Source organism: Levilactobacillus lanxiensis, assembly GCF_016861655.1.
Lineage (GTDB): Bacteria > Bacillota > Bacilli > Lactobacillales > Lactobacillaceae > Levilactobacillus > Levilactobacillus lanxiensis.
The window spans coordinates 251,383-271,682 of record NZ_BOLN01000004.1 but is presented as its reverse complement, the minus strand read 5'-3'; the positions used below and the strand labels follow the sequence as shown (position 1 = coordinate 271,682).

Sequence of the window (20,300 nt, the reverse complement as noted above, 5' to 3'; positions counted from 1 at the left end):
AAACTGGAATCCTCGTTCTAGCATTGAATATCCTCAAGTTAGTCTCCACCAGGAGAAGACGGCTTGAGAATCAAGAGTATGGAAATAAGGCACGAAACCAAAGTTCGGTTTCGTGCCTCATTTTTGTTCTACAGAGGCTAGTTATGTCACAGCCTCTTTTCAATTTCTCTAAATTTCAAAAAATTAGAATTCAGCGTTACCTGGGGTCCGTGGGTAAGGGATCACGTCGCGGATGTTTTCCATCCCCGTCACGTACATCAGTAACCGTTCGAACCCGATACCGTAACCGGAATGTGGCGTTTCGCCGTACTTCCGCAAATCAAGGTACCATTGGTATTCTTCTTGTGGCAAGTTGTTGTCCTTGATCTTCTTGGCCATTTCAGCGTGACGTTCCTCACGTTGACTCCCACCGATCAATTCACCGATACGAGGAACCAACAAGTCAGCAGCGGCAACGGTCTTACCGTCGTCGTTGTCGCGCATGTAGAAGGCCTTGATTTCTCGAGGGTAATCCGTCAAGAAGGTTGGACGCTTGTAAACCTGTTCACACAGGTAACGTTCGTGTTCAGCTTGTAAGTCGAGGCCCCAGTAAACGGGAACGTCGAACTTAACTGGTGCCTTTTCCAACTCTTCAATGGCTTGCGTATAAGTGACTTGGGCAAACTTTTCGCTGGTCGTTTGGTGTAACCGGTCCAACAGGCCTTCGTCAACGGCGCCGTTCAAGAAGTCTAACTCATCCTTGGCGTTGTCTAACAGATAGTTGACCACGTACTTCAATAACCCTTCGGACTCGTTGATAACGTCTTGCAGGTCGGCAAAGGCCATTTCTGGTTCGATCATCCAGAATTCTGACGCGTGCCGGGCCGTATGTGAGTTTTCTGCCCGGAAAGTTGGGCCGAACGTGTAAACGTCACGTAAAGCTAAGGCAAAGGCTTCAACGGGTAGTTGGCCACTGACCGTCAAGTTGGTTTCCTTCTTGAAGAAGTCTTCGTGGTCATCAACCTTGCCATCTGCCGTCTTAGGCAGGTTGTTCATGTCCAGCGTGGTGACCCGGAACATTTCCCCGGCCCCTTCGCTGTCACTACTGGTGATGATTGGCGTGTTCACGTAGGTGAAACCGTGACCCTGCAGGTATTGGTGAATGGCAAAGGCTGCCAATGACCGAATCCGGAAGACCGCGTAGAACGTGTTGGTCCGTGGCCGCAAGTGGGCCATGGTTCGCAAGTATTCATAGGAATGCTTCTTCTTTTGCAGCGGATAATCGTTGTCGGAAGTCCCTTCCAACGTGATGGACTTGGCGTGAACTTCTAAGGGTTGCTTAGCGTCTGGCGTGTAAACGACCGTCCCCACGACCTTGATCGTTGAGCTCAGTGGTAACTTCGTCAGTTCTGCATAGTTTTCAATGTCACTCTTCATCACGATTTGGGCATTCTTGATGGTGGAGCCATCGCCGAGTTCGATAAAGCCAACTCGCTTAGACCCCCGCACCGTCTTCACCCAACCGTGTAAGACAACTTCTTCACTTTCGGCAAAGTGTGTTTCGCCGAATAAATCTCTGACTAACGCTTCTGTCATTTGTATTCTCCTTCTTTGAGCACTAAAAAAAGACCCAACATCCCCATAATCAAGGGACGAAAGATCTTTCCGCGGTACCACCCAAATTGTTTTAGTAATCAAAACCAACTTTAAATAAACGTACTATCATACGTTCCGCTTGATAACGTGGCGGATCACGGCGCGGCCTACTCTCGAAATTTCAGCCGGCAACGAAAACGGGGTTATCCCCACCTGACGAGTGACTAAGCTCTCACTATCCTTAGTTCGCTAACCGTCGTAGCAGATTGGGCGTTGGCCGTTTTTATTGTCTTTAAGCTTATGCAACTGTTGTCAGATTAGCACAAGTTGCCCCGAGTTACAACTGAAATTTCTCGGTGCTCCTTAAAAACGCGCGACAAATCTAGGCCAAACGGGCAATCTGTGTCGCCACCGCCTGACTGGTCGGCTAACAGGTGACGGATGCCCGTTGGCCCAGGTGCGCCAGCTGGGCTTTGCTGTTAACCCAGACACTGGTACGCGCGCCGGCCAACATTTCCAGGTCATTTTGATCATTGCCAAACGCAATGTAGTCGGTCACGCCCAGGTGCTCCAGGGCCGTGGTTTTTTAATATTTTGGGCCGTAATATCTAAGTTGCCCTCCCCGGCATAGCTGACCACTGCTAAGCCTTTCCGAGCGGCCAACGTGCGGGACAAGTCAGCGGCCTGACGCGTTGGCAACCCCAGGAGCACCACCTTCACGGCCGTGGTAATTTCTGCTAAAGAGACCCGTTGCGCCAAGTGAGCCGGGTCAATTCGTTGGGCCAGGGGATGCATCGGGGTGACCCGCGCGGCGTAGTTCCAGCGGCCATCGACCACGTAATCCAGATTAGCCTGGGCAATAACCCCACGGAGCCGGTGAAAGTCTGCCGTCTGAATGGGCGCAACGACTTCGACGCGGCCATTCTGCGCCACGAGGGCCCCGTTAGCACCAATCAGTTGGGCGTGCTTAAACCCAGGAATGATCGGCATTAAGTCGCGAATGGGCCGCGCTGAAGCAAAAATTATCCGGTGGCCCCGTTCCACCAATGCCTGAATGCTGGCTAAGATTTCTGCCGCAATCGTTTGCCCATCAAAGCTCAAGGTGCCGTCCACGTCAAATACAAAGGTCTTCATGCCCACTACCCCCAAAATATTAAGTTGATAAGCTCAATCCTACCATGGATAGTGGCCCCTGCCTATCACATTCGTCACCACCCATTAAGCGAATTCGCAGCCAATTTGTCTAGCGTAACTGCCATTTTCACCAGCGGATTGTTCCAAGTTTCCAGCGATTCACACGCTTAGTGACTCACCAGCTTAGCAGGTTTCCGCGTGAAAGATTTGCAACATCTGACATCCACCGTTACTGAACTGTCTTAATCTGTAAACGCCATGAGACACCCCCGCAACCTTTAATCCGTATACTCGAAAGTGTCGTTAAGGCTTTCACCATTTATCAATCGAAGCCACCGACAAATACTTAACCATTGGAGTGACACTTATCACTATTCGAACGCGTCTCATACTCAGTACTCTCGGTGCCAGCGCCCTGTTCTTCGTCGGCACGACCACCACGGCCTCGGCGCACATGACAGCCCAGGCGCAACCGGCCGCTCAGACTAGTCAGGTCGCCACGACGACTACTAGCCAACCGGCCCCATCCTCGACCACCTATGCCCATACGACGGCCAATTCTTCAGCGGCCACGACTACCAGCAACGTCACCGGTGGCAATGGCCTGAGCACCGCCTTAGCCATCGCCAATAGTGGCACACCCTACGTTTACGGTGGCAACACGCCAGCCGGTTTCGACTGCTCCGGCCTGGTCCAATACGCCCTCGGGTTAAGCGCCCGGACAACCACGCAGCAGGCCACTCTGGGCACCCACCACTACGACGTGGCCAACGCGCCCGCCGGTGCCATTCTGTTCTGGGGTTCCGACAGCCAACCGTACCACGACGGCCTATCGCTGGGTAACGGCTCCTACGTCGCTGCACAAAATCCAACGGACGGCATTGGCGTCTTTAGCCAAGCTTACTTCCAACCTAGTTTCTACGTGATTCCTTAACAACTGATTCAACATTAACGCGTAACCGCCAAAATGGCCCGGGACAGTAATTGTCTCGAACCGTTTTGGCGTTCTTTCTTTAACCGATTTTTCTTAGGCCCGACCAAACGCCTGCAACAATTGTGCCGTGTAGGCCACATCCTGCTGGTAATCGGTGACCCGCACGTTTTCGTTGGGTGCATGGGGACCCGACCCCGCCCAGGTGGACCCGAAGGCCACGATAGGCGTGTGCAAGGTCTCATCAAATGGTGCCTGTGGCCCGGTTCCAGCAGCGTTGGGCACCAATTTCACGTGGTCCCCGTAAACGGCCTTCGCCGTGGTCAATGCCGTTTGCACGAAGGGATCAGTCAAGTCTGAACGGAATGGCTTTTCACCCAATAAATAGGTCACACGGACGTCATCGAAGCCGTTGCGGTCCAGCTGAGCCTGAATCAATTGGGCAATCTTATGTGGCTCCTGATTCGGCACCAACCGACAATCCAGCTTGGCCTTGGCAAACTTAGGCAGGACGGTCTTGACGCCATCCCCCTCGTACCCGCTGGTCAGGCCATTAATGGTCATGGTCGTCGCGTTGACCAGCGCCGTCGTTGGCTCTTCCGTGACTAATGGCCGCTTCAACCCAAAGTTCTGGCGAGTCGTTGCTTCATTGAAGGCTAACTGGTCCGTTGCCTGTTGCTCCACGGGCGTCAAGGCACGCACGTCATCGTAGAAGCCATCCACCAACACCTCGTTGTTTGGCCCCCGCAACGACGCCAATGCGCGAGTCAGTCGCCAAGCCGCGTTGTCCGCGTAGGCCGCCAGCGATGAATGCAAATCGTTATCGGCCGTTTGGACGCTGACCTCGAAACTCATGATGCCCTTTACGCCACAGGTGACGTTGAAGTTCTCGTCCGCATCCTTGCCGCCGGTCTCCCACACCACCACGTCAGCCGCTAAATCCGCTGCGTGTTTCCGCACCATTGGCTCAATGTGCCCACTGCCGACTTCTTCTTCACCCTCAACGATAAACTTCAAATTACAAGGTAAGCCGCCACTATTTTGCAGGGCCTTGACCGCCGACAACCGGGCCATCAACTCACCCTTGTCATCGGAAACGCCCCGGGCAACGTACTTCCCCTCAACCTCTGTGAGGGTAAAGGGTTCCGTGTGCCATTCATCTAAGGGTTCCGGTGGTTGCACGTCATAATGGTTGTAGAACAACAGCGTCTTATCCGCGTTGCCGGTCGGTCCGGCGGCAAACGTCGCGAACACAAAGGGATTGCTCCCAGCCACGTCCCGCCAGACTTCGACGTTGGCGCCTAACTTCTGAAAGGCCTGTTCCAAGAACGCCACCGTCTCGGGGATTCCCCGTTTCTGCGCGGAGACCGTTTCCAAATGTAAGTAGTCCGCCAGCCGTTGCCGATCCTCGGCTAGGGCCTGATTGACGGCGTTCTGTAACGTTTCTGCTGCTGTATCTGCCATGAAACCACTCCTTCGATATTTTTTGTTTAAACTTAGTACGCCTCCAGGATGGTGAAAATGGGCCGTGACGCGGTTCTGGTCGTTCCCGCCGGCGGGTCCAAAACGCCCTGCTATGGGGTCGGTTCCAGCCTAAGAACCGGGCTTCCACCTCAACTTTGAGCCAAAGAACGGTCTCAAAGGTTGCCCCGTGGACTAGGTTGGGAAAAGTTCGCCCAACCAAGACCACCGACACAGCTGGGCATTTTGCCCCGCCTCTGGTCACTAACACAGACCTCACTAGCTCATTTTCACCATCCCTGCGGCTAACACTGGTTTAACCCACAACTAACGATTCCATTAATCTATTCTTCAATTAACTTGTTACTCGGTATGACACTACTTATCCACATATGTGAGGCCAATAGAACGGGTGGGATTTCCAACACACAACTGGCAATCACCACCAACATCAGTGACCAGAGGTGGGTCAAGGCTGACCTGCTGTGTCGGTCATCTTGGCTGAGGTTTCTCACTCAGCTTAGATGACGGGACGACCTTTGAGACCGGGCTTCAGGCCCAAAGTCGAGCTGGAAGACCTCCCCTCAGGCTGGAACCGACCTCATAGCAGGCCAGCCTTGAACCCACCGCCGGGAACGACCAGCACTATCAGTTAAAACTCGTTATTTCCAGTAAGCGTAGCGGTATTGCGCGGCGGTGCTGAAGGTGCTGTACTTCACACCCCCGACCTTGTCGCTGACCAGGTTGACTTGGGCTTGTTGGTAAAGTGGGTTGAAGACGCCCAACTTAGACAGCCGTTGACTAGCTTCCTTCAATAGCGCAAACCGCTTCTTGGCGTTGGTTTCCGTTTGGGCGGCCAACATCAACTGGTTGTATTTCTTATCCACGTAGTTCGAGAAGTTGATGGAATTGCCCTTCATGAACAGGTCGAGGTCGGTGGTTGGGTCTGGTTCATCCCCGGTCCAGCCGAACGTGGAAACGTCAAAGTTGCCCTTGAACATCTTGTTGATCTGTTGTGTCAGTGGCATTGAGGAAATCGTGACGGTCAGCCCCGGCATGTCCTTTTGCCATTGACTTTGAATGTATTCGGCCACGTTCTTGGAGCCGTCGGAATCGTTGGTCAAGAGCGTGATGTTAAATTTACCCCCACCCAATTCCTGCTTGGCCTTGTTCCAGAGTTGCTTAGCCTTGGCATCGTTGTGTGGCGTGTAGTTCCCTGTGCTGACGGCGAAGTCCTTGCCGTTGTTCGGGTCCTTGGCAACGCCCTGAGCCACCATGTTCTTCAATGGCACGGAGCCATCCTGATTGACCTTGGTGGTTAATTCCTTCCGGTCGATAGCCAGGCTAGCCGCGGTCCGAAAGTTTTGGTTGCCCCCCAGCTTCGTCTTGGTATTGAAGTATTGGATGGATACGGCCGTCGTTAACGTCTTGCGCATCTGCTTCTTCAGTTTGGCGTTATTGGCCGTCCCAGTGACCGTGGTGCCGGAAATCTTGGTTTCTTGAACCTTGCCGGCGGCGAATAACTTTTCAGCCGTCGAGTCGGTCTTGACCACCTGCACGTTGACCTTCTTGATTTTGACGCTCTTGGCATCGTAGTACTTGTTGTTCTTCACGTAGACCCAGTTGTCCTTGGTCCCGTTCCACTTCTTCAGCACGTAAGGCCCATTGGCCACAACGCGGTCGGAGTTGGTCCCGTACTTAGCGCCGTATTTCTTGACCAAGTTCCGGTTGACGGGCAGATATTCGGTCGCCGCTTCGTAATTGAAGGATGGGTTCTGGCGAGTCAGGTTCACTTGTAGTTTGTATTTGCCCAATGCCTTAACCCCTAAGGCGGACGGTTGTTTCGTGCCCTTTTGAACGGCATCGTAATTCACAAATGTGGCAAACCGGTTGGCGTATTGCGCCTTGGTCGTTGGATCAACCTGCCGGCGGAAAGACTCGACGAAATCCTGGGCCGTGACTTGGTCGCCGTTGCTCCATTTCGCATTGTGGCGCAGCGTAAACGTATAGGTCTTCCCATTGTTCGTGGGCTTCACAACTTTAGTCGCAATCGCTGCAACCACCTTACCGTTGTTATTCTGGCGATATAATCCTTCAGTGGTCTGTTTCATCATGTAAAATGAGTACGCATCCGTGGCCTTATTGGGGTCAGCCGTTTGTAGCTCGGCCGGCATGGTGACGTTCAACGCCTTGTTCTGGTTGGTCGCCGACTTGCTTGACCCACAACCGGCTAAGGTGCCAACCACCATTAGTCCCAACAATCCTAATCCAAATCTCTTATCCATCGAATCCCTCCAAACTTTTCATATTCTGGTAAGCCTTTAGCTGCCGTGGTAAAAAAAAGAGCACCCTCAACAGAATTTTGCTTCTGCTAAGGGCGCTCAACGCGCGGTACCACCTCATTTACGACCTTAAGTCGTCACTTGACGGACTGCCCGGGACAATCCGCTCGCACGATAATGGGTGCCACCAACGCGGTTACTAGAAAAAATTTCTTCACCACTTCACTCCGAAGTGATTTTCGACTGGGGGCCTGTCTCCCCTCACACCAAACGGGAGTCGCTGGTCAGTGCCGCACCAATCTAATCGTCTTCATCAACGCTAATTATTTACCTGCAATCTAGCTTGGAGATAAGATTAGACTTTGATGAGAAATATGTCAAGTGCTTTTTAATCTAATTTTCATTTTATGCCCGTGTCCGGTTGAAAATAGCCGACAGAACTGGTCGTAATCCACTTCGCTTGCGTCAGGGGTTTAAACGCGCCACTCTTCCCAGTCACAATGACCCCGGCAAACTTGGCCTGGTCCAGCTTGGGATAGCGTTTGGCAAAGTGGTTGGCGTACGCGAGCACATCAAAGCCGTTGTACGTCATCCCACTCGCGGTGGACAGGGCCTCGTGGCGGAACCACCGGTAGTTTTCCGCGGTGAATTTGGCCTGACTAGCCCCCTGGAAGCCGACAAAATTATTGTCCATCATAGTGGGGTCGGCTTTACCAGAAACACCGGCCCAATACCAGTTAGCGTGAACCCCGGCCGGTAATTTGGCGTTAATTTGCTTCAGGGTCAGTCGGTGGTCAAAGGTCAGGGCGACCTCGGCCAGGTAATGCTTTTGCCGCACGACCTGCTGGACCTCATGAGCGGGCTGAACCTCGGATTTCTGCCGATTAACGTTGTAGAAGAGCGGAATCTTGTGTTGGGTGACCCGGTCATAGGCGGCCGTGTCGCTGAAATCGGCGGCATTAGAAAAACCGCCTCCACGTCCCAGCAACCAGGTATACGGCCCCCGGTTGGCGGACCAACTTTCGCGGGCCCCGTCAATATCCTTATAGCGGTGACTGACCACGGTGCCCCCAAAGAAATCGCTATTCTCCAAGAATTGATCACTGATTTGAATGTTGGGGGATAGCACCGCGTTGATCACGTCAAACGACCGGTTGATCTCATCGGATGCCTGCTTGGCCCTGACCCTGGTCATTTGGATAAAGGCCAGTCCCCCACCGACCATGATCACCAGAATCAGGCCAATTGTGATGCCCCAGCGGCGCCATTTGACCCGGCGCGCTAGCTTTTGAAATTGTTGCTCCTCATTCATGCTTCCTCACTCCTCAAAATTTTTTCCAACTTGCGATAAACGCGTTGCAGGCGCATCTTCACGGCCGCCGGGCGAATCCGTAACTCCTGGGCAATGGCGGCCATCGATAGCTCCTGATTGTACCGCAAAAGTAACAAGCGGAGTTCCTTAGCCGATAATCTCGCCAGCGCCGGTCCCAAGGAATCTTCGACGGGTGGTTGCCGGATCACCGTTTCCGGGCGTAAGTATTTTTCGACCAAATCCCGATAACGCTGGTCACGCCGATACTGATCCAGGTAGGTGGACCATGCCACCCGGTATAGGTACGGCCGCAGCTTGTCCGGCGGCAAGACCAGCTCCATTTCCAAGACCTTGACGAACACGTCTTGCACGATGTCTTCCGCCGTTTCCCGTTGTGCCCCGCGGCTGATCAGGTAGCGTTGCAGCTCGACCGCCAGCTGGGCGACTAATTTTTGGTACGATTGTAGCTGCATCCTGCTGCCTCCCCCCTCACTGAGATAACGAACGACTCGCCCAAAGGTAACGTTTTTTCTGAAAAAAGTTTCTCTAGCCGCATTATACCGAAAGTTGGGGATGACTGAAACGTAGGCACATAAAAAGGCCAACCCGCTGAGGCTGACCTTTATATTTTTAAATCACGATTCATCCACTGACATCGACTACATGCCCATGACACCCATGCTCTCGAAGCCATCTTTAGACTGAACTTCAAGTCGTTTCACAAACACCGCTAAATCTTCAATGGGCTCGACATCTCTGAAGTATGGATCCATCTGCTGGACGGAATCAAAGCCAGCGCCATCTGTGCCTAAAACGTGCACGCCCCAGAAATAAGCTGGTACGGAACTCGCATCAAGCACCTCACCCCAAACGCGTTGAATCTCCCGTCCCGAGTCATCCGTGGTCGAAAAATGATAGGCGAATGACCCATCCTTAAGCCGCGCTAACGCGATAAAATGCCGATACTTATTCACAGATTCCGCTCCCTTTCATGTCGTTCGTGTTCCTGATAATTATTTTGCTGATTACGTTGCGGCCAAACCTGAAGTTCCCAAGGGAAATAATAATTTTTGCTTTGAAAATAACAATGAATGGCGTGATAGTTACCATCTTCGCGAACGTAGAATCGAGAAATAATTTTCTGATTTTTAAGTTGCTTCAACAATTCCCTAAATTCATCACTGTCATACAGATCATCCGAAACAATAATTCTAGCACCAAAAAAATCGTTACAGATTTTTGCCACATATCGATGTCTGTTAAGGTTATGAGTTAACTTGATTTGAACCGTCTTAAACGATTTAACCCGGAACTGAATGCCTATCGTCGCATAAACTGATTGGTCTAAGAACGTGCCGACTTGCCGATTGCTACTCAATGCTTTGACGTATAACCACGAAAGTTCGCGCCATTCGTCTGTGTTAAAGTCATCAACATAAAGCTTCTTTAGATTTATCAGTAACCGACTACTGCGAACCTTACCATAGAACGCTGCATTAAACAAATCAGAGGATTCTTGTATTGCAAAAATTACGTTTTCAATCACTTTCAAATTTCTCACGAGAGCTCCTCCATTTTTCTGACTCTAGAGGTTAACTCCGTAAAACATACGCAATTTTTTAATTAATATCAAAATAAAAAAGGCCGCCCACTTGGACGATCCCTTCAACATTTTCTATTCTGGTCGGTTCACGTTCGTCATGGCCAACGGATCGACCCACTGATCAAATTGTTCAGCGGTCACGTCACCTGACTTCAATGCCGCCTCACGCAGCGTCCAGCCGTGTTGCTCCGCCGTTTGGGCAATCGCCGCACTGGCGTGGTAGCCGATATGAGGCGACAGTGCCGTCACCGTCATCAGTGAGCGGTCGACCAGCTCAGTCATCCGCGCCTGATTGACCGTCAGTCCGTGAATCAGCTTGTCCGCAAAGCTCTGCATCGTACCGGTCAGGAGGTCCGTCGATTCCAAAAAGGCGGCAATGATGACTGGCTTGTACACGTTCATTTCAAAATTCCCCTGGGAAGCGGCCACGCTAATCGTGACGTCATTACCCATCACCCGCGTCGCCGCCATGGTCAGCGCCTCCGCCTGCGTTGGGTTCACCTTGCCTGGCATAATGGATGAACCCGGCTCGTTAGCGGGAATGTTCAGCTCGCCATAACCGGCCCGTGGACCACTCGCTAGGAAGCGGACGTCGTTGGCAATCTTCAACAGGTCGCCGGCCAGTGTCTTCAACGCGCCGTGCACCACGGTCAACCCCGAATGGGCGGCCAGCCCAAAGAACTTGTTGGTCTTGGCCGTAAAGGGTTGCCCGTAAGCTTCACTCAACTGCGTGGCGACCGCTACATCAAAACCGGGTGCCGCGTTCAGTTCGGTTCCCACGGCCGTACCCCCGATTGGGAGTTCCAAGAGGGTGTCCTGGAGCGATTCGAGGTAGTCGACGTCGTGTTGCAGCATGCTGACCCAGCCACTGATTTCCTGTCCAAAGGTGAGTGGCGTGGCATCTTGCAAATGGGTCCGGCCAATCTTAACGACCTGCCAGTACGCCGTTTGTTTCGCCGTCAGCTCGGCAATCAAATGTTGTGTCGCCGCCAACACTGACTGTAAAGCCATCCGCGCGGTAATCGCCATGGCCGTTGGAAAGGTGTCATTGGAGCTCTGGCTGTGATTGACATCATCGTTGGCCAGCACCCCACTGGTCGGGTCGAGCTTAGCTGTCTGGTGGGCCAGCACCTCGTTAACGTTCATGTTGGTCTGCGTGCCCGACCCCGTTTGGTAGACATGAAGCGGAAAGTCCCGTTGTAGCTGGTCATCGGGCAACGCCAATAACTGGTCCGCCGCCTGAATAATCAGGTTAGCCTTAGCCTCGCGGACTTCGCCTAAATCACGGTTAGCCACCGCGGCGGCCCGTTTCAGCTGAATCAACGCCCGAATCAACACCAGGGGCATCAAGGGCCCGGTCGTAAAATTGTGCCGACTCCGTTCCGTTTGTGCGCCCCACAAGGCGTCGGCAGGCACTTTGACGGTGCCCAGCGTATCTGCTTCTTCTCGATAGGTCATTGTTTAATTTCCTCCCAAAAAAGTCTCTCTCTAATTCAAAATTTGTTGACACTGACCGTTCCCGGCGGCGGGTTCAAGATGCCATGCTGTGGGGAACGGCTACGGCCTGAAGAGCGGTCCTCCGCCTCGCCTTGAAACCTCGCCAAACCCGCGAGTTTCCAAGGTCGTCCCGTGTTGTTAGGCCGAGAAGCTCACTCGGTCTAACAACACCGACACAGCTGGGCATCTTGACCCACCTCTGGTCACTAACATTGTCACCAATTTTTCATCAGATTTAAGTCACGTAACGTCCAAAATTGCGTCACAAATGTTCTCGACCACAGCCAATTAATTTCAGTTAATAGTGTCTGATTTCCCCTATCATAACAGAATAGAACGGCGAATGCTTAGCACTATTTCAACGAAATTAAACAAAAACTGAGACATTCCGATAATCCGATGACATACAAAGTAACTAATAGAAAAATAAGTCTGACAAGCTTCCACCCTCGATAGTAGAACAACCAGAGAGCCTTATAACACCACTACTTTCAGCGCACAGAACTAAACCAATTTCAACTTACATGGCTGGTGAAGATGAGCCAGTTGTGGGAGTAACCAGAGGTGAGCCAAGGCGACCAGCTGTGTCGGTGGTCTTGGTCGGAGTCCCTTCCCGACCTAGTCCACGGGGCAACCTTTGAGACCGCTCCCCAGGCTCAAAGTTGAGGTGGAAGACCGCCCTTTGTCTGGAACCGACCCCACAGCAGGGCCCCTTGAGCTCACCGCCGGGAACGGACGCGACGCGGCTCATCTTCGCCAGCCCGGCGGCGACAATTGGTTTGGTTCTAGTGCACCAAAAAAGTCGTTCCCGACTGATCGGAAACGACTCATTTTGGCTTCTATTTCTTTGCTGGTTAAGCGTGCTGATTTAACCTTCAGCGGGGGTCTTTAACTTCAATTCGTCGTTTTTAGCCAACTGTTTCTCAGCCTGTTTCCGGGCATCAACAGCATCATAAAAGTCGGTAAAAGTCTGGTTTAAAATGTAACGGCCATGGTAGAATAGACGTGCAGCCCATTTGCCAGAACGCTTGTCGAAGCTGACGCCGATAACGCCGGAAATGTTCCGGGAGCTAATCTTTGTCAACGCCGCAACGTTGCTACCATTCACTAATGGCAGGTTCATGGCGTTACCAATTTGCTTACGGGTCCGGGGATCCTTGGTGAGCCGGTCTTTACTAACATCTCGCCGGTAACACCCACAGCTCACGGTAATCCCGTGCCGTAACCGATAACTATCAACTGTGACCAGGTTGCCACAGTTACATTTACACAGCCACGTCGCGTTACCATTCTTGGCCGTGCCGTCACGACGAATAACCGTCAGTCTGCCGAATTGTTGTCCACTTAAGTCTAGGAGTCTCATGGGAATTCCTCCATTCATAATTTCAAAAGTCTTGGTGTGACGCCATTCTCCCCGTGAATGACCCAGGTGTCCTGGTAAATTTATCCTCACTTAACTATTCTACACGCCAAACTAAAAATTAGCTTAAAGTTGCAAATGTTTTTGATCTGAATGGATGATTACCCACACCGTTATCCATTACCACTATACTAACTCAGATAGAAGAAGGCAATTATAATGATTATAATTTTAACATTCTTAATTTATTTTGTCGCGGTTGAACATCTCGTAATTATGGGCTTGGAAATCTTTGGTAAACCTGAACAACAAGCCAAGCTATTCGACATGCCCCTGAGCTTCGTCAACCAGGCCCCAGCCAAAGCAGCCCTCGGCAATATGGGTATCTACAATGGCATGTTGGCAGTCGTCCTCCTCGTCAGTCAATGGGTGCTCACCGGCCAACCCCGGTTGATTACGACGGCCCTGTTACTGGTCTACATTGTGATAGTTGCTATTTATGGGAGCCTAACCGTTAAAAAGTCGATTTTTTGGCTCCAAGGAATGCCGGCATTAGTGACGTTTCTCGTTTTACTAACACAATTCCTTTAAGTGAATCTTTAAATTTGAGGTTTACAGACCCCCGCGGCAACGTTATAATAAGAGTACATATTCAGGTGAGAGCCTGCCACGGGACTTCAATCGTTGGAGGAGTTAATTGACATTTAGCCATTATTAACACCGTTGAAGCCGTACACATACTTCTATTCTGCTGGTTGCGTCCGACGTAACTAGCTTTTTTATTACCTAAAATTTCAAAAAAAGACCAAGCCTATAAAACCAGGCTTGGTCTTCTTAGCATTTATCGTATCAACTTACATATTGCTAGCCGTAATCCACAACATAATCATGTGGTAGATCACGTCCGCCATGATGCCGATGAACAACCATCCACTCAGGTAATAAACATAATACATCATTGGACGTTTCATCTTCTAGCCCCCTAATTCGTCACAGCGTACCACGAATCACCGTGTACCCAGTCAAAAAGGGTTTGGTAGCCCCAGTTACCTAACTAACTGCGGACGTCTCACGCCGTTGGGCCGCCGCAACAATGGCTTTTTGTTCTGCCACGGTTGCCGCAAACTGTTGCATCATTTTCTTCTCGACCACCTCGGCACCATGCTGTTTCGCGCGCCAGGTAATCATCTGGAACTTCTTGCGTTCATCTAATAGCTGTTCGTTTAACATTTGGCTCCCCCCAAACTGTTCGCCAGTGTCTGCTACTTAATGACTACATTATAAACATAAAATTCGGTGTGGTCTACCCCCGTTACGCAATTATTACAAAACTTTTACATAAAACCGTTTACGTACTTTCCCCGGATTAGCGGGCTTTTGCCTAACGTTTACTTTCATGACAATCCGCATTTCAGACCATTTAATCTATAATTGGTATGGTTGTCACGTGCAAACGGTTGAACGCTTGTCCCACCTTGACTTGCCGTAATTGTTTAATGGCTTAACCGTCATTGGTTTAGCCATTAGGAAAGCCCTTACACTTACGTGGCGTTTCCGTTGTTTTTTAGTCTCAATCGGCGTAATCTAGGGGTAGACTAGACGAAAGAAGGTAATTCTTTTTGGCCATTGACCGTAAAAAATTCCCACCCCGCTACCGGACCGTTGCCATCAACGACGATGGGCTCGAAAGCCACTCCTACGTGCCGGGTGGACTGGACGTTTTAACCACTGATCCGCTCTCCGACCAGCCGGGCGCGAACCCCGAACAATTTGTTGGGCTGGCCCTGAGTACCTGTTTGAACGCCACGTTGGAAGCCATTGAGAAACGTAAAGGGATTCCCCACACGTCACAAGTCCACACCATTGTGGAAATGGCGCGTGACACCCGCGGCCTCCAATTCTACGTGACCGCCCAGATTCGGATTCCCGGTGTTGACCAGGCCACAGCCGAGGCCATGGCAGACCTCGCCGAACGCCGTTGTCCTGTTGCCAAGCTCCTGAATGGCAGTGATAACGTGCGTGTTGAACTGGTAAAAGAATTCTCACCCGTTGAGGCGGTTGTGGATTAATCCGTCAAAAAAATGGACCACTCGCCCTGACAATATTTGTCGGGAGCGTGTGGTCCATTTTTAATTAGCGCCGGCCCAGATGCCGGGTCAGCCGGTCCCACCATGATCGTTTCACGGGTTCCCCGTACACATACGACCGTGATTGGCGTGGCGACCGCTTGGCATCGTGGTCATCATCCATGAAGACAATCTTGCGCCAGCGCTTCTCTTCCTCAGTACTCATGCGCTTTTTGCTCATTGGCTCCATTCTCCTTCTCCATCGCAAATTCTCCGGTGGTCAAACGTCCCAAGACGTTCACTTACTTCTTCATGCGGGTAACCTGACTGAAATCTCGAATAAAGTTCAAGATTTCGTGAGCCCGCTCATCACCGTAAACGTCGACCCACCCCTGAAAACGGTGGTTGATACGTTGCCGGATTGCCTGTTCAGCTTTAGTGCCAGCTGGCGTCGCCAAGAGATACAGCCGCCGCCGGTCATTTTCATCCGGCTGCTGTTGCAGGTAACCCTGTTTTAACAGGACCTTGATCTGACGAGAAATGGCGCTGCGCGTGACCTGCCGCTTGCTGGCAATGTCCATCAACGTGACGTTCTCGTTGCGCGTGATTTCTCGCAAAATCAAATACTGTTCAAATGACAAATGAAACGCCTTAGCTGGTTCGGAAACAAACTCATCTAAATACTTCAGCGAATTCATGTAGACGTCGATAAATGCGTCTAACAAAGGCTCTTCTTGCTCAGCCATGATTACCCACCTACATTTCTCAAAATACGATTTTTATCTTAGCATTTACGCCCGGCAAATACCAGCTTTTTCCTACCCAATTAGGCGGTTGTCCGCCCCGTCCTATGCTAAAATGAAGGTAGCGACTCCCCGTTTTCATTGGCGAGCCACCACAGTTCTAATTTTTCACTTTCGAGGGGGAAGTTTCCATGTCACACGTCAAATTAATCGCCGTGTTGGGGAGTGTCTTGTTGCTGGCAGGATGCGGTGCCGGTAACAAGTCCGCGGCCAAAACGCCATCCAGTCAGCAGGAACCCGCCAGCAGTCGGTCGAGTCAGTCATCGTCAGCACAATCCAGTCACGCCAAGTCATCGGCCAGCTCCAGTAGTACGGCTAGCGTTGCCAAGACGGCCACGTTTAGCAATCAGACCTTTACGATTAAAAACGTGGCGTTCAAGCTGACTGGCTCTAAGATCACGGCCAGTGCAACGGCCAATCGCAACCTATTTGTTATTTATTATACCGTAACGAACCACCAGAACACATCCATTATCCCGAGTGACCTCTGGCAAGATGCCGTGAGCGCCAAGCAAAATGGCCATAAGCTGGGTACTGGCAACCTAGCCTTCACCACCAGTCAGACCACTGATAACAACAAGTTGAACCGCACCGTGATGCCGGTCAAGGCCGGGCAGTCGGTCAGTGGTCTGGCGATGTTTGAGCCTAAGGGCAGTCAGAACATTACGGTGACGTTCAAGGATACGCATGGTCAGACCGTCCACACCAGCACTTACCCGGTGAACTAGGGTTTCGGGCTGGTTAGTGAAAATGAGTCGGACCGCGGTGATGCTGTCCGTTCCCGGCGGCGGGTTCAAAACGCCCTGCTGTGGGGTCGGTTCCAGCCAAAGGGCGGGCTTCCACCTCAACTTTGAGCCTGGAAATCGGTCTCAAAGGTTGTCCCATGGGCTAGGCTGTGAGAATACCCCAGCCAAGGCCATCGACACAGCCGGGCATTTTGACCCGCCTCTGGTCACTCACATCGACCACCGCTTGCCACACTTTCACCAGCCCTACGGCCGACACTAGTTTAGTCCGAGGTCTGCGTCGTTTTGGCAATCTGGCCGATAGTCAGCATCAACGCAACAATAACTTATCACCGTGTCCACAATTATCAACTGTTTTCAGTTTTGTCACCCGAATCTATTTCAGCGCCAGAAAGGAATTGCCTATGCCGAGTTTAATCGAACGCATTCACCAAGTTGAGCTGGGAAATCTTGCTCAGTTTGCTCATTTGTGCCAGCAACTAGACCTCCCCTACTTTTTAATGGGGGGCTCACTTCTCGGCGCGATTCGCCATCAGGGGTTCATTCCCTGGGACGACGACGTGGACGTTGGCCTGCTTCGTGCCGACTATGACCGATTCTTGGCCGCCGCGCCCGACCTGCTTGCTGGTAGCCATTACTTTCTGCAGACGCCCACTAGCGATGAAAATTACGCGCTGAGTTACGCCAAGCTCCTGGACCGCAACACCTATATTGAAGAAAAACGCAACGTGAACAACGCGCGGAAGGGGATTTTCATCGACATTTTCCCATTAGATCGAATCCCCACGGATATTACCGCCCAACGTGAACAGCTCGGGAAGTTTCAGCTACTCAATACGCGGATTCTCCTACAGTTGCGCTACCACCTGGTGGACAATCCCCTCCGCAAGCTTCAAAGCCCGCTCAAGCCTGAGCAGGTCACCGCGGTCAATGAATTGAAGGCACAACGCGAAGCCGTCATGACCCAGTACCAAGACGACGAGACGCTCCCTCAAGTCAAAAATTTAGCGTCCCAGTACGCTTATGACAAGGAAATCTACAGCGTTGCGGAACTAACTGACCTAACCCCCGTGCCATTTGAGCAGTTAACTGTTCAGGCGCCGTCGCAATATGATACGATTTTAACGCGGCTATACGGCGACTATCACGAATTACCACCGGAAAACCAGCAAACAGAAAAACATCTCGACCTAGTCATCATGGACAATCAATTATTTACCGATTAAATTAAAGCGTTAACAATTGGATTAGCCATCTGACAAACCAAGTCAAATCTCGAAGTTTTTCACATTATTTTTGCCCCCAGCAACATGGTCCAGACCAATTTTAGTATAATAAACACAATCTGTGACAATAACTAAAGTGGTAAAACGTAAGATCCGATTAGTCGGTTTACATGCGGCAATGGAACTACCCGTTCAATGGGCCACAACCTGTGGTCTAACATCCAAGCCATGCAGTCTCTAATAATGCGTTTAAGTTTCACAATAAGTTAACCCAGATTGATGAACGACCAGTAGCCACAACAAGAAGCCCATTAGCCTCATTGTCAAAGCACAGAACGGACCACATGGGGTTAAACCGGTGTCAGCCGCAGGGCTGGGAAAATGGGCCGGTCGTGGGAGTGACCAGCGGGGCGCCAAGGTACCCGGCTGTGTCAACAGTTCACTTTTAACTGACCCCAGAACACTGATTCTAAGTAGCCACAACAGAACCGTTGCCCAAGCACAGAACGGGACCACATGGGGTTAAACCGATGTCAGCCGCAGGGCTGGTGAAAATGGGCTCAGCCGTGGGAGTTACCTTAGCGGGTTCCCCGCTTAGGTAACTGATATCTTTGAGACGTGAACTTCGGCTCAAAGTAAGCCCGGAGACCGCACTTTGGCTCCGGGCGTTCGCCCACAGCGCCACGGCCCATTTTCACCAGCCCGGAGGCGCTGCCAAAGACAAAAAGGCTTAACCCAAAACCAAGAATATTGAAGAAAGTAGATGAATTTTATGGCTGATGATTATTTTGGCGCTATGCTCGTAAACGTGTCCAGTATTGAATTGTCGATTGTGAACCTTAAAACCGGCGCCCAGACGGAACGGGTCAAATCGGCCGTCGCCATTGGGGAAAATATTTACAACCATGAAGAAATTAGTTTTGAAACCGTGGGAGATGCCGTCGAAGCATTGCGTGGCTTCCTCCAGGTTTTAAAGGACTACGGCGTGACCCGGTACAAACTGTGGGGTTCACAAGCCCTCTCGTCGGCACCCAACGCCGAGTTCATCCGTGATCAACTCTATGTGCGAACCGGACTCCACATCGAATGGCTCTCTCTGGGCGAGGAATCCTTCGTCCGCAACGAGGCGATTGCCCTGAAGTACGACCGCTACCATCACCTGGTCAAGGACCACGCGGCCATCATCGGCATGAACTCCGGAAGCACCACCCTGTCCTTCTTTGCCCACGACGACCTGATTGCGTCACACAACATGAAGTTGGGTCCCATCCGGATCAAGGAAGTGCTGCAAACGTTGCGGGCCACCGCGCCCAACCCGGTCGACGTCCTGGACGATTACATCAATAGTAAGGTCGATGACTTCTACCGCTTCTTGCCGGAAGAATTTCAAACGACCCAAAACCAGGTGATGTTGATTGGGGCCTCCCCCCTCAACACCTACTTCATCCCCAAGGGCGACGTGAGTTACACGCTGTCCGTCAAATCGTTTAATAAATTCTGTAATGAGGTGGCTGGGGCCTCCAACCAATACTTAATGGAGCGGCTCCACCTGACCGAGGAAAACGTGGAAATCGTCTTACCCGTGGTCCTGCTGGTCCGTAAGCTCCTGACGGTCGTGCACGCCGAGAAGCTTCACCTGGTCAACCTGAACGTCCTAGACGGCCTGACCACCAACCAAGCCATCACGGCGGGCTATCACAAGTACCATTTCGAAGACCAAATCTTAGCCGCCGCTAACGACCTGGCCGACCGGTATCGCGTGGAACCCAATCACATGGAGTTGGTCCGGCGCTTTGCCCTGCACCTCTTTGATCAATTGAAGCCACTGCACCACCTGACGCCGCGCGACCGCTTGTTACTCGAGGTCGCCGCCATCGTTCACGATATTGGGGGCTTCATCGACACCCACGAGCACTACCTGCACTCGGATTACGTGCTCAAGGAATCTGAAATCCTGGGATTGTCGACCGAGGAAACGCAGATCATCGCCGCCGTTTCCCGCTACCACAGTACCCGGACGCCCGCCGAAGACCTGGCTCATTTCCGCCAGTTAGACAGCGACAAGCGTGTCGTGGTTGCCAAACTCTCCGCCATCTTGCGGATTGCGGACGCCCTCGACGATGCGCATCAACAAACGATTCAACGCATCTCCGTCTCCGTGCGGACCAACAAGGTCGTCATCACGGCCTTCAGCGACGACGAGCTCTCGCTGATTCGTTGGGCCTTTAACTACAAGGCCGATTTCTTCACTGATGTCTTCGGCCTGCAACCAGTCTTAAAACAGAGGAGGTTACACAAATGACC

At 51.7% G+C, this 20,300-nt stretch carries 20 protein-coding genes and 1 other annotated feature; of the genes, 6 read left to right on the top strand and 14 right to left on the bottom strand.

Annotated features, from left to right (window positions below; translation table 11 throughout):
* Positions 1-183: 183 nt before the first annotated feature.
* From asnS to JUF22_RS06965, 3 genes are all read right to left on the bottom strand, one after another.
* Positions 184-1,575, bottom strand: a complete 1,392-nt coding sequence (asnS, locus tag JUF22_RS06970; RefSeq protein WP_203644925.1) for an asparagine--tRNA ligase — start codon at positions 1,573-1,575, stop codon at positions 184-186.
* Between the two features lie 427 nt (positions 1,576-2,002).
* Positions 2,003-2,134 (bottom strand): HAD hydrolase family protein, encoded by a 132-nt coding sequence (locus tag JUF22_RS13850; protein WP_268890138.1) that lies wholly within the window; start codon positions 2,132-2,134, stop codon positions 2,003-2,005.
* Positions 2,131-2,709: an HAD hydrolase family protein gene (locus tag JUF22_RS06965; protein ID WP_268890137.1), complete on the bottom strand. Its 579-nt coding sequence runs from the start codon at positions 2,707-2,709 to the stop codon at positions 2,131-2,133. Before JUF22_RS06965 ends, JUF22_RS13850 begins: the two co-directional genes overlap by 4 nt.
* Before the next feature lie 358 nt (positions 2,710-3,067).
* Here JUF22_RS06965 and JUF22_RS06960 point away from each other — a divergent pair, with 358 nt between their 5' ends.
* Complete coding sequence (locus tag JUF22_RS06960; protein ID WP_236000735.1) at positions 3,068-3,643, top strand: C40 family peptidase; 576 nt, start codon at positions 3,068-3,070, stop codon at positions 3,641-3,643.
* Positions 3,644-3,736: 93 nt separating this feature from the next.
* On the opposite strand, the gene JUF22_RS06955 is transcribed toward JUF22_RS06960, so the two are convergent.
* The 8 genes from JUF22_RS06955 to JUF22_RS06920 all read right to left on the bottom strand — a co-directional run bounded on the left by JUF22_RS06955 (position 3,737) and on the right by JUF22_RS06920 (position 13,158).
* Positions 3,737-5,104 carry a M20/M25/M40 family metallo-hydrolase gene (locus JUF22_RS06955; protein WP_203644923.1) on the bottom strand — a complete coding sequence of 456 codons (1,368 nt, stop codon included), beginning with the start codon at positions 5,102-5,104 and terminating at the stop codon, positions 3,737-3,739.
* A gap of 659 nt (positions 5,105-5,763) precedes the next feature.
* Positions 5,764-7,386, bottom strand: coding sequence for a peptide ABC transporter substrate-binding protein (locus JUF22_RS06950; protein ID WP_203644921.1), 1,623 nt, complete (start codon positions 7,384-7,386; stop codon positions 5,764-5,766).
* Between the two features lie 85 nt (positions 7,387-7,471).
* Positions 7,472-7,709, bottom strand: a binding site (T-box leader).
* A gap of 74 nt (positions 7,710-7,783) precedes the next feature.
* Complete coding sequence (locus JUF22_RS06945) at positions 7,784-8,695, bottom strand: anti sigma factor C-terminal domain-containing protein (protein ID WP_203644919.1); 912 nt, start codon at positions 8,693-8,695, stop codon at positions 7,784-7,786.
* Complete coding sequence (locus JUF22_RS06940) at positions 8,692-9,168, bottom strand: RNA polymerase sigma factor (RefSeq protein WP_203644911.1); 477 nt, start codon at positions 9,166-9,168, stop codon at positions 8,692-8,694. The genes JUF22_RS06945 and JUF22_RS06940 overlap by 4 nt, the downstream gene beginning before the upstream one ends.
* Before the next feature lie 186 nt (positions 9,169-9,354).
* Positions 9,355-9,669, bottom strand: a complete 315-nt coding sequence (locus JUF22_RS06935; RefSeq protein ID WP_203644909.1) for a hypothetical protein — start codon at positions 9,667-9,669, stop codon at positions 9,355-9,357.
* Complete coding sequence (locus JUF22_RS06930; protein ID WP_203644907.1) at positions 9,666-10,256, bottom strand: nucleotidyltransferase family protein; 591 nt, start codon at positions 10,254-10,256, stop codon at positions 9,666-9,668. Before JUF22_RS06930 ends, JUF22_RS06935 begins: the two co-directional genes overlap by 4 nt.
* A 114-nt stretch (positions 10,257-10,370) precedes the next feature.
* Positions 10,371-11,756, bottom strand: a complete 1,386-nt coding sequence (locus JUF22_RS06925) for a class II fumarate hydratase (RefSeq protein ID WP_203644905.1) — start codon at positions 11,754-11,756, stop codon at positions 10,371-10,373.
* A gap of 907 nt (positions 11,757-12,663) precedes the next feature.
* Positions 12,664-13,158 (bottom strand): alcohol dehydrogenase, encoded by a 495-nt coding sequence (locus JUF22_RS06920; protein ID WP_203644903.1) that lies wholly within the window; start codon positions 13,156-13,158, stop codon positions 12,664-12,666.
* Between the two features lie 216 nt (positions 13,159-13,374).
* Here JUF22_RS06920 and JUF22_RS06915 point away from each other — a divergent pair, with 216 nt between their 5' ends.
* Entirely contained in the window at positions 13,375-13,746 is a 372-nt protein-coding gene (locus JUF22_RS06915) for a DUF1304 domain-containing protein (RefSeq protein WP_203640076.1), read from the top strand.
* 459 nt (positions 13,747-14,205) lie between these two features.
* Here JUF22_RS06915 and JUF22_RS06910 read toward each other — a convergent pair whose 3' ends face one another.
* The gene (locus JUF22_RS06910; RefSeq protein ID WP_125765600.1) at positions 14,206-14,385 is read right to left on the bottom strand and encodes a hypothetical protein; all 180 of its coding nucleotides are present in this window, start codon (positions 14,383-14,385) and stop codon (positions 14,206-14,208) included.
* Positions 14,386-14,774: 389 nt separating this feature from the next.
* Between JUF22_RS06910 and JUF22_RS06905 the strand changes: the two genes are divergently transcribed.
* Positions 14,775-15,224, top strand: coding sequence for an OsmC family protein (locus tag JUF22_RS06905; RefSeq protein WP_203644900.1), 450 nt, complete (start codon positions 14,775-14,777; stop codon positions 15,222-15,224).
* Between the two features lie 64 nt (positions 15,225-15,288).
* Here JUF22_RS06905 and JUF22_RS06900 read toward each other — a convergent pair whose 3' ends face one another.
* Complete coding sequence (locus tag JUF22_RS06900) at positions 15,289-15,462, bottom strand: hypothetical protein (RefSeq protein WP_164511371.1); 174 nt, start codon at positions 15,460-15,462, stop codon at positions 15,289-15,291.
* A 61-nt stretch (positions 15,463-15,523) separates the two neighbouring features.
* Positions 15,524-15,967 (bottom strand): MarR family winged helix-turn-helix transcriptional regulator, encoded by a 444-nt coding sequence (locus JUF22_RS06895; protein ID WP_125765598.1) that lies wholly within the window; start codon positions 15,965-15,967, stop codon positions 15,524-15,526.
* 188 nt (positions 15,968-16,155) lie between these two features.
* Here JUF22_RS06895 and JUF22_RS06890 point away from each other — a divergent pair, with 188 nt between their 5' ends.
* The 3 genes from JUF22_RS06890 (at position 16,156) to JUF22_RS06880 (ending at position 20,298) form a co-directional block, all read left to right on the top strand.
* Positions 16,156-16,752 (top strand): DUF5067 domain-containing protein, encoded by a 597-nt coding sequence (locus tag JUF22_RS06890; RefSeq protein ID WP_203644898.1) that lies wholly within the window; start codon positions 16,156-16,158, stop codon positions 16,750-16,752.
* Between the two features lie 422 nt (positions 16,753-17,174).
* On the top strand, positions 17,175-17,996 hold the full coding sequence (locus JUF22_RS06885; protein ID WP_203644896.1) for a LicD family protein: 822 nt from the start codon (positions 17,175-17,177) through the stop codon (positions 17,994-17,996).
* Between the two features lie 772 nt (positions 17,997-18,768).
* Positions 18,769-20,298, top strand: coding sequence for a Ppx/GppA phosphatase family protein (locus tag JUF22_RS06880; protein ID WP_203644894.1), 1,530 nt, complete (start codon positions 18,769-18,771; stop codon positions 20,296-20,298).
* Positions 20,299-20,300 lie beyond the last annotated feature (2 nt).